General features: G+C 50.5%; 20 protein-coding genes. All 20 read right to left on the bottom strand.

Going from position 1 to position 18,739, the window contains the following annotated elements; translation table 11 throughout:
• Positions 1-85: 85 nt before the first annotated feature.
• Positions 86-1,147, bottom strand: a complete 1,062-nt coding sequence (gene pheA, locus QNJ26_01055; GenBank protein ID MDJ0984100.1) for a prephenate dehydratase — start codon at positions 1,145-1,147, stop codon at positions 86-88.
• A 6-nt stretch (positions 1,148-1,153) separates the two neighbouring features.
• Positions 1,154-1,999, bottom strand: a complete 846-nt coding sequence (gene aroF, locus QNJ26_01050; GenBank protein MDJ0984099.1) for a 3-deoxy-7-phosphoheptulonate synthase — start codon at positions 1,997-1,999, stop codon at positions 1,154-1,156.
• Positions 2,000-2,069: 70 nt separating this feature from the next.
• Positions 2,070-2,513: an amino acid-binding protein gene (locus tag QNJ26_01045; protein MDJ0984098.1), complete on the bottom strand. Its 444-nt coding sequence runs from the start codon at positions 2,511-2,513 to the stop codon at positions 2,070-2,072.
• Between the two features lie 714 nt (positions 2,514-3,227).
• The gene (gene aroQ, locus QNJ26_01040; protein MDJ0984097.1) at positions 3,228-3,686 is read right to left on the bottom strand and encodes a type II 3-dehydroquinate dehydratase; all 459 of its coding nucleotides are present in this window, start codon (positions 3,684-3,686) and stop codon (positions 3,228-3,230) included.
• A 287-nt stretch (positions 3,687-3,973) separates the two neighbouring features.
• Entirely contained in the window at positions 3,974-4,696 is a 723-nt protein-coding gene (locus tag QNJ26_01035) for a prephenate dehydrogenase/arogenate dehydrogenase family protein (GenBank protein ID MDJ0984096.1), read from the bottom strand.
• Entirely contained in the window at positions 4,693-5,823 is a 1,131-nt protein-coding gene (locus tag QNJ26_01030; GenBank protein MDJ0984095.1) for a pyridoxal phosphate-dependent aminotransferase, read from the bottom strand. Before QNJ26_01030 ends, QNJ26_01035 begins: the two co-directional genes overlap by 4 nt.
• Entirely contained in the window at positions 5,807-6,901 is a 1,095-nt protein-coding gene (gene aroC / locus QNJ26_01025) for a chorismate synthase (GenBank protein ID MDJ0984094.1), read from the bottom strand. The genes QNJ26_01030 and aroC overlap by 17 nt, the downstream gene beginning before the upstream one ends.
• A gap of 246 nt (positions 6,902-7,147) precedes the next feature.
• Entirely contained in the window at positions 7,148-7,681 is a 534-nt protein-coding gene (locus QNJ26_01020; protein MDJ0984093.1) for a shikimate kinase, read from the bottom strand.
• Positions 7,681-8,940 (bottom strand): 3-phosphoshikimate 1-carboxyvinyltransferase, encoded by a 1,260-nt coding sequence (gene aroA, locus QNJ26_01015; protein ID MDJ0984092.1) that lies wholly within the window; start codon positions 8,938-8,940, stop codon positions 7,681-7,683. Before aroA ends, QNJ26_01020 begins: the two co-directional genes overlap by 1 nt.
• 197 nt (positions 8,941-9,137) lie before the next feature.
• The gene (locus QNJ26_01010; GenBank protein ID MDJ0984091.1) at positions 9,138-9,953 is read right to left on the bottom strand and encodes a shikimate dehydrogenase; all 816 of its coding nucleotides are present in this window, start codon (positions 9,951-9,953) and stop codon (positions 9,138-9,140) included.
• Complete coding sequence (locus QNJ26_01005; protein ID MDJ0984090.1) at positions 9,950-10,264, bottom strand: chorismate mutase; 315 nt, start codon at positions 10,262-10,264, stop codon at positions 9,950-9,952. The genes QNJ26_01010 and QNJ26_01005 overlap by 4 nt, the downstream gene beginning before the upstream one ends.
• A complete protein-coding gene (aroB, locus tag QNJ26_01000) occupies positions 10,257-11,279 on the bottom strand; it encodes a 3-dehydroquinate synthase (GenBank protein MDJ0984089.1) in 1,023 nt (340 codons plus the stop codon). Before aroB ends, QNJ26_01005 begins: the two co-directional genes overlap by 8 nt.
• Positions 11,280-11,340: 61 nt before the next feature.
• Entirely contained in the window at positions 11,341-12,408 is a 1,068-nt protein-coding gene (locus QNJ26_00995) for a 3-deoxy-7-phosphoheptulonate synthase (protein ID MDJ0984088.1), read from the bottom strand.
• Between the two features lie 463 nt (positions 12,409-12,871).
• The gene (gene trpA, locus QNJ26_00990; protein ID MDJ0984087.1) at positions 12,872-13,633 is read right to left on the bottom strand and encodes a tryptophan synthase subunit alpha; all 762 of its coding nucleotides are present in this window, start codon (positions 13,631-13,633) and stop codon (positions 12,872-12,874) included.
• 102 nt (positions 13,634-13,735) lie between these two features.
• Positions 13,736-13,873 carry a hypothetical protein gene (locus QNJ26_00985; protein ID MDJ0984086.1) on the bottom strand — a complete coding sequence of 46 codons (138 nt, stop codon included), beginning with the start codon at positions 13,871-13,873 and terminating at the stop codon, positions 13,736-13,738.
• A gap of 133 nt (positions 13,874-14,006) precedes the next feature.
• A complete protein-coding gene (locus QNJ26_00980; protein ID MDJ0984085.1) occupies positions 14,007-14,621 on the bottom strand; it encodes a phosphoribosylanthranilate isomerase in 615 nt (204 codons plus the stop codon).
• Positions 14,614-15,402 carry an indole-3-glycerol phosphate synthase TrpC gene (trpC, locus tag QNJ26_00975; protein MDJ0984084.1) on the bottom strand — a complete coding sequence of 263 codons (789 nt, stop codon included), beginning with the start codon at positions 15,400-15,402 and terminating at the stop codon, positions 14,614-14,616. The genes QNJ26_00980 and trpC overlap by 8 nt, the downstream gene beginning before the upstream one ends.
• A 10-nt stretch (positions 15,403-15,412) precedes the next feature.
• On the bottom strand, positions 15,413-16,492 hold the full coding sequence (gene trpD, locus QNJ26_00970) for an anthranilate phosphoribosyltransferase (GenBank protein ID MDJ0984083.1): 1,080 nt from the start codon (positions 16,490-16,492) through the stop codon (positions 15,413-15,415).
• Complete coding sequence (locus QNJ26_00965; protein MDJ0984082.1) at positions 16,485-17,066, bottom strand: aminodeoxychorismate/anthranilate synthase component II; 582 nt, start codon at positions 17,064-17,066, stop codon at positions 16,485-16,487. Before QNJ26_00965 ends, trpD begins: the two co-directional genes overlap by 8 nt.
• Positions 17,050-18,537: an anthranilate synthase component I gene (trpE, locus tag QNJ26_00960; protein ID MDJ0984081.1), complete on the bottom strand. Its 1,488-nt coding sequence runs from the start codon at positions 18,535-18,537 to the stop codon at positions 17,050-17,052. Before trpE ends, QNJ26_00965 begins: the two co-directional genes overlap by 17 nt.
• Positions 18,538-18,739: the final 202 nt, after the last annotated feature.

Here is an 18,739-nt window from a genome sequence, read left to right as displayed (position 1 = left end):
TCAGAAAATATCCTTGTTATGCCGCGCCTGTCAAGTCGGATGGGCATTATTTCGTAAATTAAGAATAGCTGAAAAGCCATCGTTGTCAACGATCGCGATCAGCAGGATAGCTGCCTAAATATTTCATCCATTTGGTGAGGCCTTGCATTTCCTTTAAAACGGTCGCAATCTTTTCCTGCTTATCCGACCCTTCAAAATCGAGAAAGAAACTGTAGTTGCCCGGATCCGAGCGCAGCGGCATGGAAGCAATGCGCGTCAGGTTGACCCCGGCATCGGCAAACAGTCGGAGCACCGCGTACAATCGCCCTGCCTCGTGCGGCACGGCAAAGATGATGGAAGTTTTATCACCGTTGTCGGGATGCGGCTCCCGGGCCAGCAGCAAAAATCGTGTTGAATTGGCTGGCCCATCTTCAACGCCTTCTTTGATAATTTCAAGGTCGTACAATTCGGCGCATAAAGAGCTGGCAATGGCTGCCGCCGCTTTGGGATTTTCGCGGGCGAGCATCTTGGCCGCGCCGGCGGTATCATAATACGGGCGCGCTTCAAGTTTGTTGCGCATCAAAAAATTGCGGCACTGAGCTAAAGCCTGTGGGTGTGAGAAGACCTGGCGGATTTCACGATAGTCGGTTTCCTCGGTAGCCAGCAGACAATGGCTGACGGTCACCTTGACTTCACCGATGACTTTCAGATCGGTGGTTGTCAGTAGATCGTTAACCTGCGTAACGGCGCCTTCCAAAGAGTTTTCCACCGGCACCACCCCCAGATCGAAGTAGCCGTCTTCAACGCCGCGGAAAACGTCGATAAACTCCAGACAGGGGATATAGGCGCCTTTTGGGACCAGCTGCCGGGCGGCCACTTCACCGTAAGCTCCGTGTTCACCTTGAAAAGCAGCCAGAGACCGGTCTTCATCCTGCAACCGTTTGGTTTCGTCAATAATGGTATGCAGCAGGCGTCGGGTGAATGTGCTTTCGATCAAATCCAGGTTTAAACGCTCGGCGCGTGCCAGCATGTCGTTTTCCTGCTGCGGGTCACTCAGGGTCTCTTTGAATTTATTGGATCGCAGAGCCAGCCCCATTCGTTCCTGCAGCAATACCAGCAGCTCGCGATCAATCTTGCTAATCTTTTTCCGAATTTCTTCCGGTTTCATTTTTGCTCACTTTATCCGGTTGGTTTTAGCGGTTGGCGCCGATGGCAGGCTTTCCAGAAAAGATGACAGCGGTCTCAGACGCTTCATCATGGTTGCAAAACTATCCGGTGTCAGGGCCTGGTCCGCATCGCACAGGGCCTCTTGAGGTTTGTGATGCACTTCGACGATCATGCCATCGGCACCGGCGGCGGCCGCTGCCATGCTCATCGACTCAATCAGGCTGATGCGGCCGGTGCTGTGGGTCGGATCGATAATGATCGGCAGATGGCTGAGTTCCTTGATAGCCGGTACCGCGCTGAGATCCAGTGTGTTACGAGTGTAGGTTTCAAAGGTCCGGATGCCGCGCTCACAGAGAATCACATCCGGATTGCCCTCACTTAAAATGTACTCGGCACAATTGAGCCATTCTTCGAGGGTGGAGTACATGCCGCGTTTGAGCAGTGCCGGCCGTCCTGATTTGCCGACCTCTTTCAAAAGGGAGAAGTTTTGCATGTTGCGGGTGCCAATCTGCAACACATCGGCAAACTCGGCCACCCAGGACACATCGCGGGGATCGACCACCTCGGTAATAATCGGCAGTCCGGTTTCCTGCCTTGCTTTATCCAGAATTTTCAGCCCTTGAATACCGAGCCCCTGAAAGGCATAGGGTGAGGTACGCGGCTTAAAAGCGCCACCGCGCAGCATATCCGCACCGGAAGCTTTGACAGCCCTGGCGGTCTCCAGCAGCTGCATTTCGCTTTCTACGCTGCAGGGTCCTGCGATCACAACAAAATCACGGCCGATTTCAATTCCGGATACATTGACCACCGTGCGCGTTTTGGTTTCGCGGGCGACCAGTTTAAGATTTTTCATAACAACAATCCTTTATCTAAATAACTTCGGAAGTGCCGATCTGAGCATCGCTCAAATTACCGTCGACCCCTTAGGCCGCATCTTCCAGCATGTCAAAGGTCAGATAATCCAAAGCGTGGATGCGCTTTTGGGCCAGAACCTGCAGGGCTTTGTCATTATCACTGAAACAAAAGATCATCACTGTTTTGCCCAAATGGTTGCCCGCATAAGCGTAGCTGTATTTAATGGTAATGTCAGCTTCCATTAAGGCTGCGATGATTTGAGATAAATGCCCGGGTTCGTTTTGGATTTCAAGGGCCACCACATCGTCGATGTGCCCGGGGATGTCCATCTGCATTAAAATTTGCCGGGCGGCAATTAAGTCCGAAACCAGCAGGCGAAGCTCCCCGTAATTGCCTTTGTCAACCAGCGTAAACGCCCTGGGTGTAATCCCCTTGCCCGCCAGCGCTTTTGTAATCTCATAAAGTCTGTCATGCGAATTTTCAATGGGTACGGAAATTTGTTTCAGTTTCATTGTGTTCTCCTTCTTCTCTGAATTTAGTAATCAAAAGTTAAGCAATTTATAAGTTCAAAAATACGAATAGGTATCTGTGATAGCCAGCTGGTTATTTTAGTTGAATATGTCTCAAAAATAGTAGATTACGTCCAAGGGCAAGGCGAAAACCGATTCAAAAGTGGAGCATACACGACAGTATTCGAGCATTTTGAATCGGTTTTTAACGCAGGCATTGGGCGTAAGATGCATTTTTGAGACATATTCCAATAAAAAAGCCCCGAGATTACTGATCTCGAGGCTCATAACAATAAAAAACCCCGAGTGGCTCAAGTCCACCCGGGGGTATTAACGCTTAACGCTGTGCGTCAGACAACCGGATGGACGCCTCTAAAGCTAAAAAAGAAGCGTCCGAAATTAAATAATCCATTTGTGTTGGTGATGATAGTCATGTTGTCTGCCTAGTCAAAGTTTTGGTCTACATATCTGTTTTTAGACCTAATTGTCAATGGTTTTTTGTTAATTAACAAACGGCCCGAACCGTTTTGATAAGAGGCTATTTTAAAGCCGCTTTGGCGCTAATTTTGCGGCTTTTTGTCTAAAAGCGCTTAGCGAAGGGAAGCGAAAAATCTTGAACTGTTTGAGGGCATTCGCCCGAGTTTGCAAGATTTAGCGCAACGAGCTTAGCGCTTTACAAAAGCCGCAAACCGGCCGAAAGGGGTTTTAAAATGGCTTCTAATCCACGTACAGCAAATGTGCCACCCCTTCCAGTGCGAGCTGATACCCCTGGGCCCCGAATCCTGCAATGCGGGCTGTGGCAATATCGGCCATCAAGGAGGTATGCCGAAAAGATTCCCGTTTGTTGATGTTGGAAAGATGGATCTCAACAATCGGTATCGTAAGCATCGAAAGCGCATCCCGGATGGCGACACTGGTGTGGGTGTAGGCCGCCGGATTGATAATTATGCCATCAAAGGCGTCGTTTGCCTTCTGAATCCGGTCGACCATTTCGCCTTCATGATTGGACTGAAAGGTTTCCACCGCCAGACCCAGCTGCTTTGCCTGCGCCCGTAGTGCTTCGTTTATTTCCTCCAGGCTTTGATGGCCGTATATTTCCGGCTCCCGCATGCCGAGCATGTTGAGGTTGGGTCCATGAATAACTAAGATTTTTAAATGCTTTGCATTGTCAGGCATCGTTTTGCTCCTGGTTTAACTAAGAAAAGTATTTGCTAACAATCCTTAACGGTCGCGGAATGAATTATCAGCAGCGTCAGCGTGCACTGTCTGAATGCATTAGGGAGCGTTGCGAAAGAACTACCCATAGCCTTGAAGTAGTTCATATGCTCAATGTGGATTTTGTAATTGAGCCCTTTTTTAAATATGATAGTTGTTCTTTTGTTACGCTCCTTTATGCATGAGTTTGCATGATGGAGTCGCTGATGATTTATGTCGCGACCTAATCAACAATATAATACGCTCAGCTAATTTAACTGATCATCAATTTTTCGCATAGCCTGCATAAACGTGACCCGTTTTTCCTGGGCATACGGATTATAATGGTGCATGTCATGAAACAGTTGCCAGGTGTCGTTTTCAACCACCTCCAGGATATGCAGCAAGCGTTTATACCCCTCGCTGTCGATACCGAGCGGCGCTGCGCCAAACTCTGATAGGCTTCTGCCGATATAATGGGTCAGCGCCAGGCTGACAGCGATCTGCTCATCATGATCCTCCGGGGTAGATTCGATTAGAACCAATTCTTTTGATGCCAGATAGGTTTTGACCTTTTGATAATGGTTGGTATCGATACGGATTGGGCTGATAAAGATTTTGTGGCCTTTTAAAGAATCCGCAGCGCTGTCGGGGCCAAAAATCGGATGGGTGGCCAGAATCGAAACCGTTTTCGGCAGCATTTCCTGCATCCACTGGACCGGATAGACTTTTACCGAGCAGACATCGACAACCACAGCCCCCTCTTTCAGAAGCGGTGCGATGTCTACGAGCACCTCCTGCAATTTGGAAATCGGGACACATAAAATAATAATTTTCTGGCGGCAAACCTCTTTGAGCGAAGCTGTGCGGGCGCCGCATTTTTTGATCTCGGTTGATTTGTCGGTTCGATGGTAAACCATGACCTCAAAATCTTCGGCCAGATACCTGGCGGCCAGTTTTCCAAAACGTCCGAATCCAATAATGCCGATCATATTACCTCTGCTATACGTTTTAGTCCGTTGATGAGATTTTCCTCTGAAACCGCGAAGGAAATGCGCAGATGCTTGGCCATGCCAAAGGCCTCACCGGCAACCACCGCCACGCCGCCCTCCGCTAAAATTCGCCGAGCAAACGCCTCCGATGTTTCATCATTTTTTAAAGCCTTTGATACGTCCGGGAAAAGATAAAAGGCGCCTTGCGGTTGCAGGCAGTCGAACATCTGGGAAACGCGTTCATATGCCATATCTCTTTTATGCTGCAGGTCTGCTTGCCGGGTGGCTAGCCATTGTTTTTCCAATGCCAGGGCTGCCAGGGCACCGTATTGGGCAAAGGTGCAGACATTGCCGGTCAAATGGCTTTGAATTTTAGACAGGGCGGCAATGACTTCAGCCGGTGCAGCAACATAGCCGATGCGAAATCCGGTCATGCTGTAGCTTTTTGAAAAACTGCGTGTCACGACTAACCGGTCGCGAGCGGCCTCGATGTCGAACATGCTCCTATCGACAGCCCCGTCATAAACAAATGCGTTATAGGCCTCATCGGCGATAATAAACAGGTCGCGATCCGCCGCCAGCCGGGCGATTTGTTGCAAGTCCTCAATCGGATAGACCGCTCCGCTGGGATTGTTGGGTGAGTTGATCAAAATGGCCTTTGCGCGCGGGGTAAGCGCCTGTTCAATGGCGGCGATATTGAGCTGATGATGCTGGGTTGCCACCAAAACTGGGTGGCCACCGGCCAGTTTGACCTGCTCGACAAAACTCACCCAGTAAGGCACCGGGACAATCACCTCATCGGCAAAATCGCAGATTGTCTGGAATATCATATACAAGGCCTGTTTGGCGCCGTTAGTAATGAGAATGTTGTCCAGACCCCATCCGTCAAACTGCTGTGCCAGCTGGGTTCGAAGCTCTAAAAGACCGTTTGCCGGGCTGTAGCGGGTCTTTTGGGCGGTCAGCGCATTTTGGGTGGCTTCGATCACTGCTGCCGGTGTGTCCAGCTGCGGCTCGCCCACGGCCAGGTCGATCACCTGCCGGCCCTCCTGCTGCAACTGTTGAATCAGGGTGGTAAAGGCCACAGTTTGTGAACCAGATATGGCGTTTATTTTATTTGATAGTTTCATTGGCCCGCATCTTCTGTCGCAGGGTAAGGTCGACCAGCACCAATGCCGCCATGCTTTCGACAATGGGGACGGCGCGCGGCACCACACAGGGATCATGACGCCCCTTGGCTTCCAGAACCGTATCTGCGCCCTCAAAATCGACGGTTTTTTGCGGTAGGCTAATGGTGGCCGGGGGTTTGAAGGCGACCCTGAAAATAATCGGCTCACCATTGGAGATGCCGCCCTGCATGCCCCCGCTATAATTAGTTGCAGTGCCCAGTCGAGCCCCTTTTTTTATAAAAGCATCGTTATGTTCAGATCCGCGCATGCGTGAACCGGCAAAACCCGAACCGATTTCAAAGCCTTTGGTCGCCGGAATTGACAGCATGGCCTGGGCCAGCATGGCTTCTGCTTTGTCAAACACCGGCTCGCCCAACCCGGCGGGAACATTGCGGCAGACACACGTAATAATGCCACCCAGCGAATCGCCGGCCTCCTTTGCATTTTCGATCGCGGTGATCATTTTTTCCGCTGTGGATGCATCCGGGCAGCGCACCGCATTCTGATCGACATCATTGCGTGTAATATTCAACATGTCCGCCGGCGCCGCCTCGATCTTAGAAACAGAGTTGACCCAGGCAACAATGTCTATCCCGTATTGCTCGCTCAAAAATTTTTCGGCAATGGCACCGGCGGCCACACGGCCGATGGTTTCTCTGGCGCTGGCGCGCCCGCCGCCGCTCAAAGCCTGGATACCGTACTTCATCTGGTAGGTATAATCGGCGTGCGAGGGTCGCGGTATCGAGCGCATCTGGCGATAATCCCCCGGTCGCTGATCGGTATTTTCAACCATTAATGCGATGGGCGTTCCCAGGGTCATGCCGTTGTCGACCCCGGACAGTATGGCAACCCGGTCGGCCTCTTCCCTTGAAGTCGTTAATTTGCTCTGCGCCGGGCGCCGCCTGTCCAACTGGGGCTGGATATCGGCATCGTTTAGCGATATTCTCGGGGGGCAACCGTCAACCACGGCCCCGACGCCCTGACCGTGAGACTCACCGAAAGTGGTGACGCGAAATAAGGTGCCAAATGAACTGGACATATACTTTTTCCTCCTAATATTTGACAGCGCTTAAATCAAATCATTTAAGGGTTTGGATTTCCTGGATTCGCATTGCAGCCTATTTTGTTATGTTTCTTGGCGAAGCGCAGGTAAGCGCCCTGAACTGTTTGAACCTTTTCGGTGAGTTTTCAGGGCGCCCGTAGCAAGCCTTAGAAACATCAAAATAGGCTACAGCGAGCCAGGGAATTCGAACCCGTAAATCAAAATTCTTATAAAGCTCTAACCCTAACGCTTATCAGCATTTCCCTCATTTAACTTGTCAAGGATCCGTTTGGCAATTTCTGCCACCGGGATGCCGTCTGTGTGAACAAGAACATCACTGGCACGTTCATAAAGCGGGCGGCGTTCCGTTAACAGGTTTTCGATTTCTGCCAGCGCTCCTCTGTCGGTCAGCGCCGGTCGTAAATGCTCGGTGTTGGCATCTGCCTGCATCCTGGAGCGAATGGTGTCTGCCGTTGCGTTTAACCAGATCACCTGGCCGCTGGATTTCATGGCCGCGATGTTGGCGGCATCGAGTACCACGCCGCCACCGGTGGCCACCACCTGCCGCTTCTTTGCACAGATCTGCGTGAGCGTTATATGCTCCATACGGCGAAAAGACGCCCAGCCATCGATGTCGATGATGTCCTTAATGTTTTTTCCGCTTGCTGCGACCAGCATCGCATCTGCGTCGACAAAGGCCCAGCCAAGCTTTTTGGCAATCGATTTGCCGACCGTGGTTTTACCACTGCAGCGGTACCCGATCAAAAAAAGGTTCATCACTGATATAATTCCTCAAAAACTTGCCAGAAGGTCGGAAAGGATTTTTCGACACAGCTTTCGTTTCGAATACGAATCCCCGGCACCTTTAAACCTACGATGGCAAAACTCATGGCGATGCGATGGTCATTGTAAGTTTCAACCACCGCCTCCTGCGGCCGGCCTCCCCTGATGGTCAAACTGTTTTGGGTGCAGCTGGCCTCGATGCCCATTTTGTTCAGCTCGGTTACCGTGGCACTTAAACGGTCGCTTTCTTTTGATTTCAGATGCGCCACGTTTTTGATAACGGAGGTCCCCTGGGCAAAGGCGGCCACTACAGCCAGGGTGGGCACTTGGTCGGGCATATCGGCCAGGTCGGCTTCAATCGCCTTTAGCGACCCACCGCTAACCGCAATGCCGTCTGATTCCCTGGAAACGCCACACCCCATCTGTTCGAGCAAATCGACAAAGTGCACATCGCCTTGAAGTGAAGCGCTGTTGATGCCCGTCACTTTTATTTGGGTTCCGCTGATGGCGGCCGCGCTCCAGAAATAGGCTGCCTGGGAGCAATCCGCTTCAACTGCGTATCGGCCGGCACGATAGGATTGCCCGCCGGGGATGAAAAATTTTTGATAGCCCTTGCGATCCAGCGCAATGCCAAAGCTTTCCATCAGGGCCACGGTCATATCGACATAGGGCTTGGACACCGGACCGCCGACCACCTCAATGTCAAGTCCCCGTGCAGTGAGTGGTGCCATCAGCAGCAGGGCGGAAAGATACTGGCTACTGATTTGACAGTTAATCTCCACCTTTTTAGCATTTATCATTGCGCCGTTCACTTCAATTGGTGGACAGCCGTTGCCGTTAACCGATCGGGCCTGAACATTCATTTGTTGCAATGCATCTAGAAGATCCTGTATCGGCCGTTTTTGCATGCGGGCATTGCCGGTCAGAATGTAGGCTCCTTTGCCCAGCGCAGCCACACCGGCAAGCAGCCGCATGGACGTGCCGGAGTTGCCCAGATCAATCGGCGCAGCGCAGGATGCCAAACAACCACCGGTACCCTCAACGCGCACATCGATACCATTGACGGCAATTGGAATCCCCATTTGCCGCAGGGCCTCCATGGTCAATAGCGTATCTTCACTAATCAGTGCGTTTTTAACGGCAGACACCCCGTCTGCCAAAGCTGCGGCAATCAGCATGCGGTGTGTATAGCTCTTTGAGCCGGGAACCGCCACGCGACAATTGGCAATCTTTTGTGTTTTTATCTTTTTCATATAGTTTCAAGTTAATCCTAAAGCTTTCTTAGATGAAGTGACTAAAATGAGCTAAAGGGCCTAGAGTGACTAAAGTTAATGTGTCGCTTTGCTCCATCTTTTTATAAAAACGACAGAATTCCTTAACTTTAGTCACTTTAGATCACTCCCAACTTTAGCGCACTTGTCTTTGTGCTTATCTAAAACATACTGGATGTCTATTTGTTTGCTAGTGCCTTTAAAACTGACGCTCGCATGACTTCCACCGGTGCTTGTTTGCCGGTCCACAGCTCAAATTGCAGCGCCCCCTGGAAGACAAACATGTCCAGACCGGCGATGGTGCGGCATCCTTTAGCGGCGGCATCTTTTAAAAGCTGGGTATGCAATGGATTATAAACAATATCCATGACCACCATTTCTTTGGATAATGCTTGTTTCGCGATCGGCGTTGCCGCAGTATCCGGATGCATGCCCAGCGGTGTGGTGTTGATCAGTATGTCATAACGGTTCGGCTGGCATTCTTTTATGGGTAAAAATTCGGCCTGCAGATCGGCGGCCAGACGTTCACCGCTTTTGCGGGTGCGGTTCAAAATTGTCAGGCGTTCGGCAACAGTTGCCAGCCCGAAGCCGATGGCCCGGGCCGCCCCGCCGGCACCGATGACCGCCACCGCTTTTCCGTCTATGGTGGTCTGGGTCTGCAAGGCCTTGATAGCGCCCTGGCAGTCAGTGTTATAGCCGATCAGCTTGCCGTTGTGATTGACGATGGTGTTTACTGCGCCGATGTCGGCAGCCGTTTGATCAATGTCATCCAGAGATTCCATAACCGCCACTTTATGGGGCAGGGTGACGCTGAGTCCCCTCACATTCAATGCCCTGAAGCTTTTGATTGCGGCACCCGGGTCTGAGACGCAAAATGCCAGATAAACCGCGTTGCAGCCGGTGGCTGCAAACGCCTGATTGTGCATTGCCGGGCTGAGGCTGTGCGCCACCGGGTTGCCGATCAGGCCAAAAAGGGATGTATGGGCATCGATCATTTTGACCCTCGACCTGTTGTTTGGACACTGCGGCCGGCGGCAATAATGGCTTCAAAAATACCCTGCAGGCTATCGCCATCCAATGGTCCGTTGTTTTTTTGTCGCAGACGATCCAGGATGTTTTTTTCGCGCTGACGATCGGTCACCTGAATGCCGCCCTGTTTTTTCGCCGCGCCGATTTGCTGTGCCAGCAAAAGCCGCTGATTGATCAAATCCAAAATTTTCGCGTCGATCTCATCGATGGCCAGGCGCAGTGTTGGAATGTCGCCTTGCAGCTGGCTGTCGTGTTTGTCGAGAGTTGAATCAGGCATACAGGGCCTCCTCGAGTTCTTCAATGGCGATGGGCTCCACTACGGCGTTGCCAATTCCAGCGAGCAAAATGAAATGGATGCGGTCTCCGGCCTTTTTTTTGTCTTTGGTAACAGCATCCAGAATTTTTTGCGGATCAGAAGCAAAGCCGTTGGGAAGCTGCAGCTTTGCAAGCAGATCGCGCAGCCGCCGGTCTTCCTGTGCTGACAGCAGACCTCTTTTGACCGATAAAGCCGCGGCCATCACCATGCCGATGCTAACCGCCTCGCCGTGCGATATGCCGCTGACCTTTTCAATAGCATGCCCAAAGGTATGACCGAAGTTCAGCAAACGGCGCTCGCCTTTTTCGGTTTCGTCGCGGCTGACAATCGCCGATTTGATTTCCACCGATCTCAGCACGAGCTTTTCGATCGCCTCGGGATCTAATGCCAGTACGCTTTCCGCTTGTTCTTCTAAAAAGGCAAAAAGGTCTGCATCCGCAATGGCCGCGTGTTTAACGATTTCAGCCAAACCGCACGAAATTTCCCTGGGCGGCAGGGTTTTTAATACCTCAAGATCGCAGATGACAAACTCCGGCTGATGAAATAGCCCGACCATATTTTTGTATCCTTGAAAATTAACGCCGTTTTTGCCGCCCACGCTGGCGTCCACCTGGGCCAGCAGGCTGGTGGCCACAAAACCAAACCGCACCCCACGCATAAACGTAGATGCCGCAAATCCGGTAATATCGCAGACAATGCCGCCGCCAACACCGACGATAAACGCGGAGCGGTCCGCCTGCAAAGATAGCAGCTGCGCGTAGATGTCTTCAACGGTGTCCAGGGTCTTAATTGTCTCCCCGGTACCGATGGTAATCACGCCTCCGGCGATGGCATCCAGGGGATACAGTTTGCCGACATTCACATCGGTGACGATAATCGGCTTGGCCACCGGAATGTAACGCTGTAGATTCTCTAGTCGCTCGGCGATTAAAATGCGCGATGGGCTGGAATCTATGTTGATGGCAATGGTTTTCATATTTTATTAATAGTTTTTTGCTGATGTATGCGTTTGCATCCGCCGGAGGCGGACTAATATTTCATGCTGCAGCTGATCTCAAATAACCCTTCAGTTTTTCATGCGCCCATAGCAGCAATTGCTCGGTGGTTTCCCACGAAATGCATTCATCGGTGATGGACACGCCATATTTTAAAGTGGATGCATCGCCGGTGAAAGGCTGGTTGCCTTCATGCAGGTTGCTTTCGAGCATCAAGCCGATCAAGGCTTCGTTACCGTCCAGGTACTGACCAATCACACTTTTCCAGACCACCGACTGGCCCTGGAATTTTTTCATCGAATTGGCATGCGAGCAATCGACCATAATCGCTTCCGGCAGATCTTTTTCTATCAGTCTCAAGCGCGCTTCTTCCAGGCTGATGGGATCGTAATTGGGTCGTTTGCCGCCCCGCAGAACAATATGCACCCAGGGGTTGCCGTTGGTTTGAACCACACAGGTTTTGCCGTCCTGGTCGATCCCTAAAAAACTTTGCGGAGCGCGGGCCGCCATCAGTGCATTGATGGGCGTTGATAAGTTGCCGTCTGTGCTGTTTTTAAACCCCACCGGCATGGACAAGCCACTGGCCAGCTCCCGGTGGGTTTGTGATTCGGCGGTGCGGGCCCCGATGGCCGACCAGCTGACCATATCGGCCACATATTGCGCGGTGATCGTATCCAGCATCTCGGTGGCGGCGGGCAATCCCATTCCATTTATTTGCTTGAGCAGATTGCGCGCCTTGCGCAAACCGGCCGTCATGTCACAGGTGCCGTCCAGGTAGGGATCGTTGATGATTCCCTTCCACCCCACGGTGGTGCGGGGTTTTTCAAAATAGACCCGCATGACAATCAAAAGTGTATCGGCCACCTGTTGGCGCAGTTGGTTCAAGCGGGATGCATACTCCAGGGCGGCTTTTTCATCATGGATGGAGCACGGCCCCACAATCACCAGCAGGCGTCGATCTTTTTTCTGCAAGATCGCTTCAATGTCTTTTCTTCCGGATACAACCGTTTCATGGGCCGCGTTGCTGATAGGTATTTCATTTTTTAAAATGTGCGGCGCTGTCAGCGGTTGGTATCCCTTAATTCGCAGGTCGTCAGTCGTGGATTTCATTTTCTTCCCCTCAATTCTTCTACTTTTTTATAGTATAAGCTGTCTTAAAAATAGCAGATTACGTTTAAGGGCGCGGCGCAAACCGATTCGAAAGCAGAGCATACACGCTAGTATTCGAGCATTTCGAATCGGTTTGGAACAAAGCCGTTGAGCGTTAGATGCATTTTTAAGATAGCTTATAAAAAAAGCCGCGAATTTTATAAGCGCGGCTTTTTAAAACAAAAAAGCCGCGAGCTTGGGTCTGCCCGCGGCTGATATCGCTATTTAAATGTGTGTGCTAAATCAGCGTACTCCAGGCAGACCGGTACCGTAATAAAAATACCAGAAATAAAAAAAGGTTCTGCCTGCTGATTGCGTCATGATTTTTGAATCCTTTTAACACCAAAATAGTTCGAAACTTATTATATCAACAAATAAGGGGTGTCAAGGGTTTTGTCAACAGCCGCCTGCGGATGCATTTTTCTCAACGCAGACTGCGAACAAAGTCTCCCACCGTAGCAACACCTTTTTGTTCCACGAGGCGCAACATTTGAGATCCGATAACGGCAATATCCGTTTTGCCCTTCAGGAAATCAATGTCGGATTTCTTTCTGATTCCGAAACCAAGGGCCAAGGGAAGCGAAGTGCTTTGGCGGCATTTATGCAGATATGCTTCCAGTTTTTCTGAGAAATCCGTGGCTTCACCGGTGACCCCTTCTCTGGCAATGCAGTAGATAAAACCACCGCCGGAAGCGGCGATGCTTTTCATGCCCTTGAGAGTTGTGGATGGTGAAAAAATAAGGATAGGCGCCAGGTTGTGGGCATGCATGGCATCCAAATATAAGCGCCCATCTTTCTTGGGCAGATCCGGTATGATGGCACCCCGCAGACCGCCCTGCGACATGGCGGCTATAAAACGGTCCACGCCGAATTTAAAAGGGACGTTGTAGTAGGTCATAATCAAAAAAGGGATATTAAACGTGCGGGCGGCTTTTTTGGCCAGATTCAAACACTTCTCTACCGTCGCCCCTCCTGTTAACGCCTGCTGATTGGCGCGCGCAATAACAGGACCATCGGCATGGGGATCGGCACATGGGATCTGTAATTCCATCAGATCCACACCGGCCGCCGTCATTGCCTCGATGATCCTCATATTATCGTCAAAGCTGGGATATCCCAGGACGATATGGGTCATCAGCAGAATATCCTTTTTTTCAAGTCTTTTCCTGATATATGATTCAAGCACCGCGTTCCTCTTATATAATCAAGGGGTCGAGAAGTATTTTGTGCAACATCTGAAAGTCGCTAATGATTCATGGAGCGACCGATCAACGAAATTCCGGTCCCCTCATTTAATCTCAATGGCTGCGGTTGTCAGCCGGACATGTCGTTTTTTGTATGGCGCTATGGCGATGATTACCCCCCCGAGCAACACCGTGCCGCGATATTTGGGATGACGGGCACCACAGCATTTGATAAAACCCATGGCGGTGGTGGAATCCCAAATATCGCGGCACAGGCACATTGAAAATCATAGCGCCTTACAGAAATTGACATGCCCGGCAACTCATTTGGTTATTGTCAGAAGTTGAACATCCCCCCACCCCTGACATCAGGGTCTACCGTGCTTCCATCACAGCCTTCATCAGCGCAGGATTCTTTTTGCCGGGATATTCTTCAATACCGCTGTTGATATCAACCGCATAAGGATTTACGGTCTGAATGGCCGAATTGATATTTGACGGTCGCAGCCCGCCCGCTAAAATGATCGGAATCCCTATTTCTTTGATTTTTATGGCAAGCTGCCAATCAAATGTTTTCCCAGTACCGCCGACCTTTTCCCTGGCCCACGTATCCAGGAGCAGGGCTCTGACTTTTCCCTGATATGCACGGCTTGTTTGCAGACACGAGTCATCTTTTATTCGCAATGACTTTATCACGTAAGGCATCAGTTCATCGCAAAAAGCCGGCGACTCATCTCCGTGCAGCTGAACCAGATCAAGACCGCAATACTGCCTAACGTCCCTTATAGTGGTTGCTGTCTCATTGACAAAGACGCCCACTGTCTTAACAAATGGTGGAATCATGCGAACGATTGTGCGCACCTTTTGTGGCGTCATTTGACGGGGACTATCGGCAAAAATGAAACCAAGGGCATTGGCCCCGAGTTCGACCGCAGCCGATGCATCCGCCGCATTGGTGATGCCGCAAATTTTTACCTTTACGTTATCCATTTCTCATCTTGCCGGCATTAACGATTTGTTGGGTTTTGTGCCCCAGATCCTTGCTTCGCATCAATGACGAGCCGACCAGCACCGCGTCAATGCCGGTTGTTTTCAACGCGATCATATCGTCTTCTCCATTGATGCCGCTCTCACTAACGCTAACACAATGATTTGGTATCAGTGACGCCAGCTCAAAAGTGGTATTCATATCAACGATAAAGCTGTCCAGATCGCGATTGTTGATGCCGATGATTTCAGCTTTGCAGGCAAGGGCTTTTTCAAGGTCCTCTTTGCTGTGAACCTCGGTCAAAGGGGCCATGCCCAGCTCGCGGCACAGCATGATGTATTCAGATAATTGCTGTTGTGACAAAATGCGCGCAATCAAAAGAAGGGCATCGGCGCCGTAAAGAAAAGCTTCCCAAATCTGAATCGCATCGATAATAAAATCCTTTCGCAGGATGGGCAAAGAGATCGCCTTTTTCAGGTCTGGCAGTTGCGCCAGATCACCCCTAAAAAACCGCTGATCGGTGAGCAATGAGATCGCTGCCGCCCCGGCTTCCTCATATATGCGGCCAATAGCGGCGGGGTTGGCCTTTTCGCGGATAAGTCCGGCTGAAGGCGAGGCAAACTTGATCTCAGCGATCAGGCTGATCTGCTGCGGTCTTGATATGGCGGCCTTGAAATCCCTCAGGGGCGGCCCCTCTTTGTCCTTGTTGTCTGGCATGGACCTTTTCAGTTGGGTCACTTCATCCCGTTTTTGAGCGAGTATCTCAATCAGTCGATCATGCATACGAATCTCCTCAGGGTTCCCTGCGAACAAAGGGCTTGCAGTGACGGGTGAATTCAATCAATTGATCGAGTTTAGCCTGCGCTTTGCCGGAGTCTATCGAATCTGCTGCGATCTGGATGCCCTCTTTGAAATCCGTACACAACCCCGCGGCCACAAAAGCGGCCGATGCATTCAGCAATACCATATCTCTTTTGGGACTCTTCTCTCCGCTCAGGACCTGGCGGGTAATATTGGCATTTTCCTTTGCGTCGCCGCCGACAATGTCATCCAGCCCCGCTCTTTCAAAATCATACTCTTCCGGCGTCATCTGAAATGTGCTGACAGTATCGTTTTTAAGATGGGCAACCTGTGTCGGTCCGCAGATGCTGATTTCATCAAATGTTCCCTCACCGCATACCACAAAGGCTTCTTTGGTTCCCAGCCGCTTTAGAACCAGTGCAATTTTATCTGTCAGGCTTTGTTCGTAGACACCCAGCACCTGAACCGAAGCACTGGCCGGATTGGTTACAGGGCCCAGGAGATTAAAAATGCTGCGGATACCAATCTCCTGCCTGGGGCCGGCAGCATGTTTCATCGCCCCATGAAATATAGGGGCGTAGAGAAATCCGATACCGACCTCCTTGATGCATTTTTCAACATCGGTACTGGTCACCTCCAGATTCACACCTAGGTTTTCAAGCACGTCTGCACTGCCGCACAGGCTGGAGACCGCCCGGTTGCCGTGCTTGGCCACCTTTATACCGCCGCCCGCGGCCACAAATGCCGTTGTCGTGGATACATTAAACGTGCGCGTTCCGTCACCACCAGTGCCGACAATATCGAGGATTGTCTCGTCATCGATATTGATCTCATCGCGATCAATGTTAACCAGATGATTGTTGACGTTAATTTTTGTGGCCCTGGCCCGCATGGCCCTGGCTGCACCGGTAATCTCATCAACGGTCTCGCCTTTGAATCTCAAGGCAGTGATGAACGCTCCGATTTGTGCCGGGGTGGCGGTTCCGGTCATTATCTCTGCCATGGCCTTTTCCATCTCAGCCTCTGTGAGATCTTCGCCTTTAACGACTTTTGAAATTAATTCTTTAATCATGGTGTTTTCCTCCGTTTGTTGAAAAATTTTCTAAAAGATTTGACCCTGCTTCGGTCAAAATGGATTCGGGGTGAAACTGGACACCCTCCACTGGGTATTGGCAGTGCCTTAAGCCCATGATCTCCCCATCTGCTGTCCAGGCACTGATTTCAAGACAATTGGGGACCGTGTCTTTTTGCACGATAAGGGAATGGTAACGTACCGCCTTGAATGGATTGGCCAGACCTTTAAAGACACTGCGTCCGTCGTGATGGATCATGGAGGTTTTGCCGTGCATGATACGTTCAGCCCTGACCACCTTTGCGCCATATGATGCGGCAATGGCCTGATGTCCGAGGCATACGCCCAGAATCGGAATCGTTGACCCCAGATGCGCGATGGCCTTAATGGAAACTCCCGAATCGGCAGGTGTGCCCGGACCCGGCGAGACCACTATGGCTGAGGGCTTCAGTGCTGAAATGCGCTGAATATCGATGCAGTCGTTTCGAAAGACCTTTACTTCGTAGTCAAGCTGCTCGAGGATCTGGACCAGATTGTAGGTAAAGGAGTCATAGTTATCAATTAGCAATATCATTGTCTTTTACCTTTTCGATGGCTTTAAACATGGCGCCGGCCTTTTTCAGGGTCTCTTCATACTCGTTTTCAGGAGACGAGTCGGCCACAATACCGGCGCCGACTTGAACGGACAGCCTGTTATTCATAATCGCAATGGTGCGGATGGTGATGCAAAAATCCATATTGCCGTTGAACCCGAAATAGCCGACCGCTCCAGCGTATGACGCCCGTGCACAGGGCTCCAATTCACTGATAATTTCCATTGCACGGATCTTGGGAGCGCCGCTGACGGTTCCGGCGGGAAATGCGGACATAAACACATCAAAGCAGTCTGCGTTTGATTTCAAGATGCCTTCGACCCGGGATACGATATGCATCACGTGTGAATAGCGCTCGATTTCCATAAGCCGCGGCACCGATACAGATCCGGAGGCCGCCACCTTGCCGACATCATTTCTACCCAGATCAACCAGCATGATATGCTCGGCGCGTTCTTTGGGGTCGGTAATAAGATCCTTTTCCAATGCCTGGTCTTCCTCAGGAGTTGCACCTCTGGGCCGGGTACCAGCAATGGGGCGAAGTTCGATTCTGCCGTCTGTTAAACGCACCAGTATCTCCGGAGAAGCACCGATAAGTTTAATATCGCCGAAATTTAAATAGAACATATATGGCGATGGATTGACGCTCCTGAGGCTTCGGTAAAGGGCAAAGTCTTCACCGGATACCGTTGCCGAAAATTTTTGGGATAGAACGATCTGGATGGCTTCACCGGCAACGATAAAATCCTTGGCTTTACAGACGACATCTTCAAAGTCAGCTTTTGAAAAATTGGATTTAAGATCAGTTAGGGTTAATGAACCGTTTTTTGAAACCGGTGATAAGGGGCTTTGCAGTTTTGCCGTTATCTGCTCAACCTCCTGGCATGCCCGTGAGTAGGCTGTTTTTAAATCTTCATTTTCTTTAAGATGGGCCAAGACCACTGCTTTAATTGAATGGGTAAAATGATCGAAGACTACCAAATGACGACAGGCAATAAAAACGGCTTCCGGACGCATTCTATCTGTCGGCGAAATATGGGGCAGATGTTCCCATTTTCTGATCAGATCATAGTTAAAAAATCCCACAAATCCGCCCTGAAACGGCGGCAGATCATTGACTGCCACCGGTTTGTATTGTGCGCACAGATCTCGCATGACATTCAAAGGATTCTCGACGTTCTCTAATACTTTTTCTTCGTCAACTGCCCAGATTTCCATTTGGCTGTCGCGAGATGTGGCGCGTAGATAAGGCTTGCGGCCAATAAAACTGTAGCGTCCCCAACGCTTTCCACCTTCAGCACTTTCAAGCAGATAAGAGTATGAATCGTCTTTCAACTTCAGATAGGCTGACACCGGCGTCTCGGTATCTGCCAGAAATTCCTGATGCACCGGTATCAGGTTTCCCGATTGCGCCATCTGTTTAAATTCTAAAAAAGTCGGTTTTATCTTCAATTTGATTCTCCTAATAAAAAAGGCCGAGAGACGAATGGTCCCTCGGCCTAAAAGTTTGCAAATAAAAAAACCGTGGGACCTTCTGGAGGTGCCCACGGTTTATTGGTTAATTATAATACTACACTATCATGGCAGGCTCGCCCCCAGTTTAGAGCTGAGCCACCACCAATTTCTCAAAGCATTTATAAAGATATTTTTTTGT

The organism is Desulfobacterales bacterium, from assembly GCA_030066985.1.
GTDB lineage: Bacteria > Desulfobacterota > Desulfobacteria > Desulfobacterales > JAHEIW01 > JAHEIW01.
Note: the sequence above shows the minus strand (reverse complement) of the source record. Positions and strands in the feature narration are given on the sequence as shown.

Coding starts and splice junctions, on each gene's coding strand:
- pheA (MDJ0984100.1), bottom strand. CDS start 1,147: ATGAAACCGGAAGAAATTCGGAAAAAGATTAGCAAGATTGATCGCGAG.
- aroF (MDJ0984099.1), bottom strand. CDS start 1,999: ATGAAAAATCTTAAACTGGTCGCCCGCGAAACCAAAACGCGCACGGTG.
- QNJ26_01045 (MDJ0984098.1), bottom strand. CDS start 2,513: ATGAAACTGAAACAAATTTCCGTACCCATTGAAAATTCGCATGACAGA.
- aroQ (MDJ0984097.1), bottom strand. CDS start 3,686: ATGCCTGACAATGCAAAGCATTTAAAAATCTTAGTTATTCATGGACCC.
- QNJ26_01035 (MDJ0984096.1), bottom strand. CDS start 4,696: ATGATCGGCATTATTGGATTCGGACGTTTTGGAAAACTGGCCGCCAGG.
- QNJ26_01030 (MDJ0984095.1), bottom strand. CDS start 5,823: ATGAAACTATCAAATAAAATAAACGCCATATCTGGTTCACAAACTGTG.
- aroC (MDJ0984094.1), bottom strand. CDS start 6,901: ATGTCCAGTTCATTTGGCACCTTATTTCGCGTCACCACTTTCGGTGAG.
- QNJ26_01020 (MDJ0984093.1), bottom strand. CDS start 7,681: ATGAACCTTTTTTTGATCGGGTACCGCTGCAGTGGTAAAACCACGGTC.
- aroA (MDJ0984092.1), bottom strand. CDS start 8,940: ATGAAAAAGATAAAAACACAAAAGATTGCCAATTGTCGCGTGGCGGTT.
- QNJ26_01010 (MDJ0984091.1), bottom strand. CDS start 9,953: ATGATCGATGCCCATACATCCCTTTTTGGCCTGATCGGCAACCCGGTG.
- QNJ26_01005 (MDJ0984090.1), bottom strand. CDS start 10,264: ATGCCTGATTCAACTCTCGACAAACACGACAGCCAGCTGCAAGGCGAC.
- aroB (MDJ0984089.1), bottom strand. CDS start 11,279: ATGAAAACCATTGCCATCAACATAGATTCCAGCCCATCGCGCATTTTA.
- QNJ26_00995 (MDJ0984088.1), bottom strand. CDS start 12,408: ATGAAATCCACGACTGACGACCTGCGAATTAAGGGATACCAACCGCTG.
- QNJ26_00985 (MDJ0984086.1), bottom strand. CDS start 13,873: ATGGGTTTTATCAAATGCTGTGGTGCCCGTCATCCCAAATATCGCGGC.
- QNJ26_00980 (MDJ0984085.1), bottom strand. CDS start 14,621: ATGGATAACGTAAAGGTAAAAATTTGCGGCATCACCAATGCGGCGGAT.
- trpC (MDJ0984084.1), bottom strand. CDS start 15,402: ATGCATGATCGACTGATTGAGATACTCGCTCAAAAACGGGATGAAGTG.
- trpD (MDJ0984083.1), bottom strand. CDS start 16,492: ATGATTAAAGAATTAATTTCAAAAGTCGTTAAAGGCGAAGATCTCACA.
- QNJ26_00965 (MDJ0984082.1), bottom strand. CDS start 17,066: ATGATATTGCTAATTGATAACTATGACTCCTTTACCTACAATCTGGTC.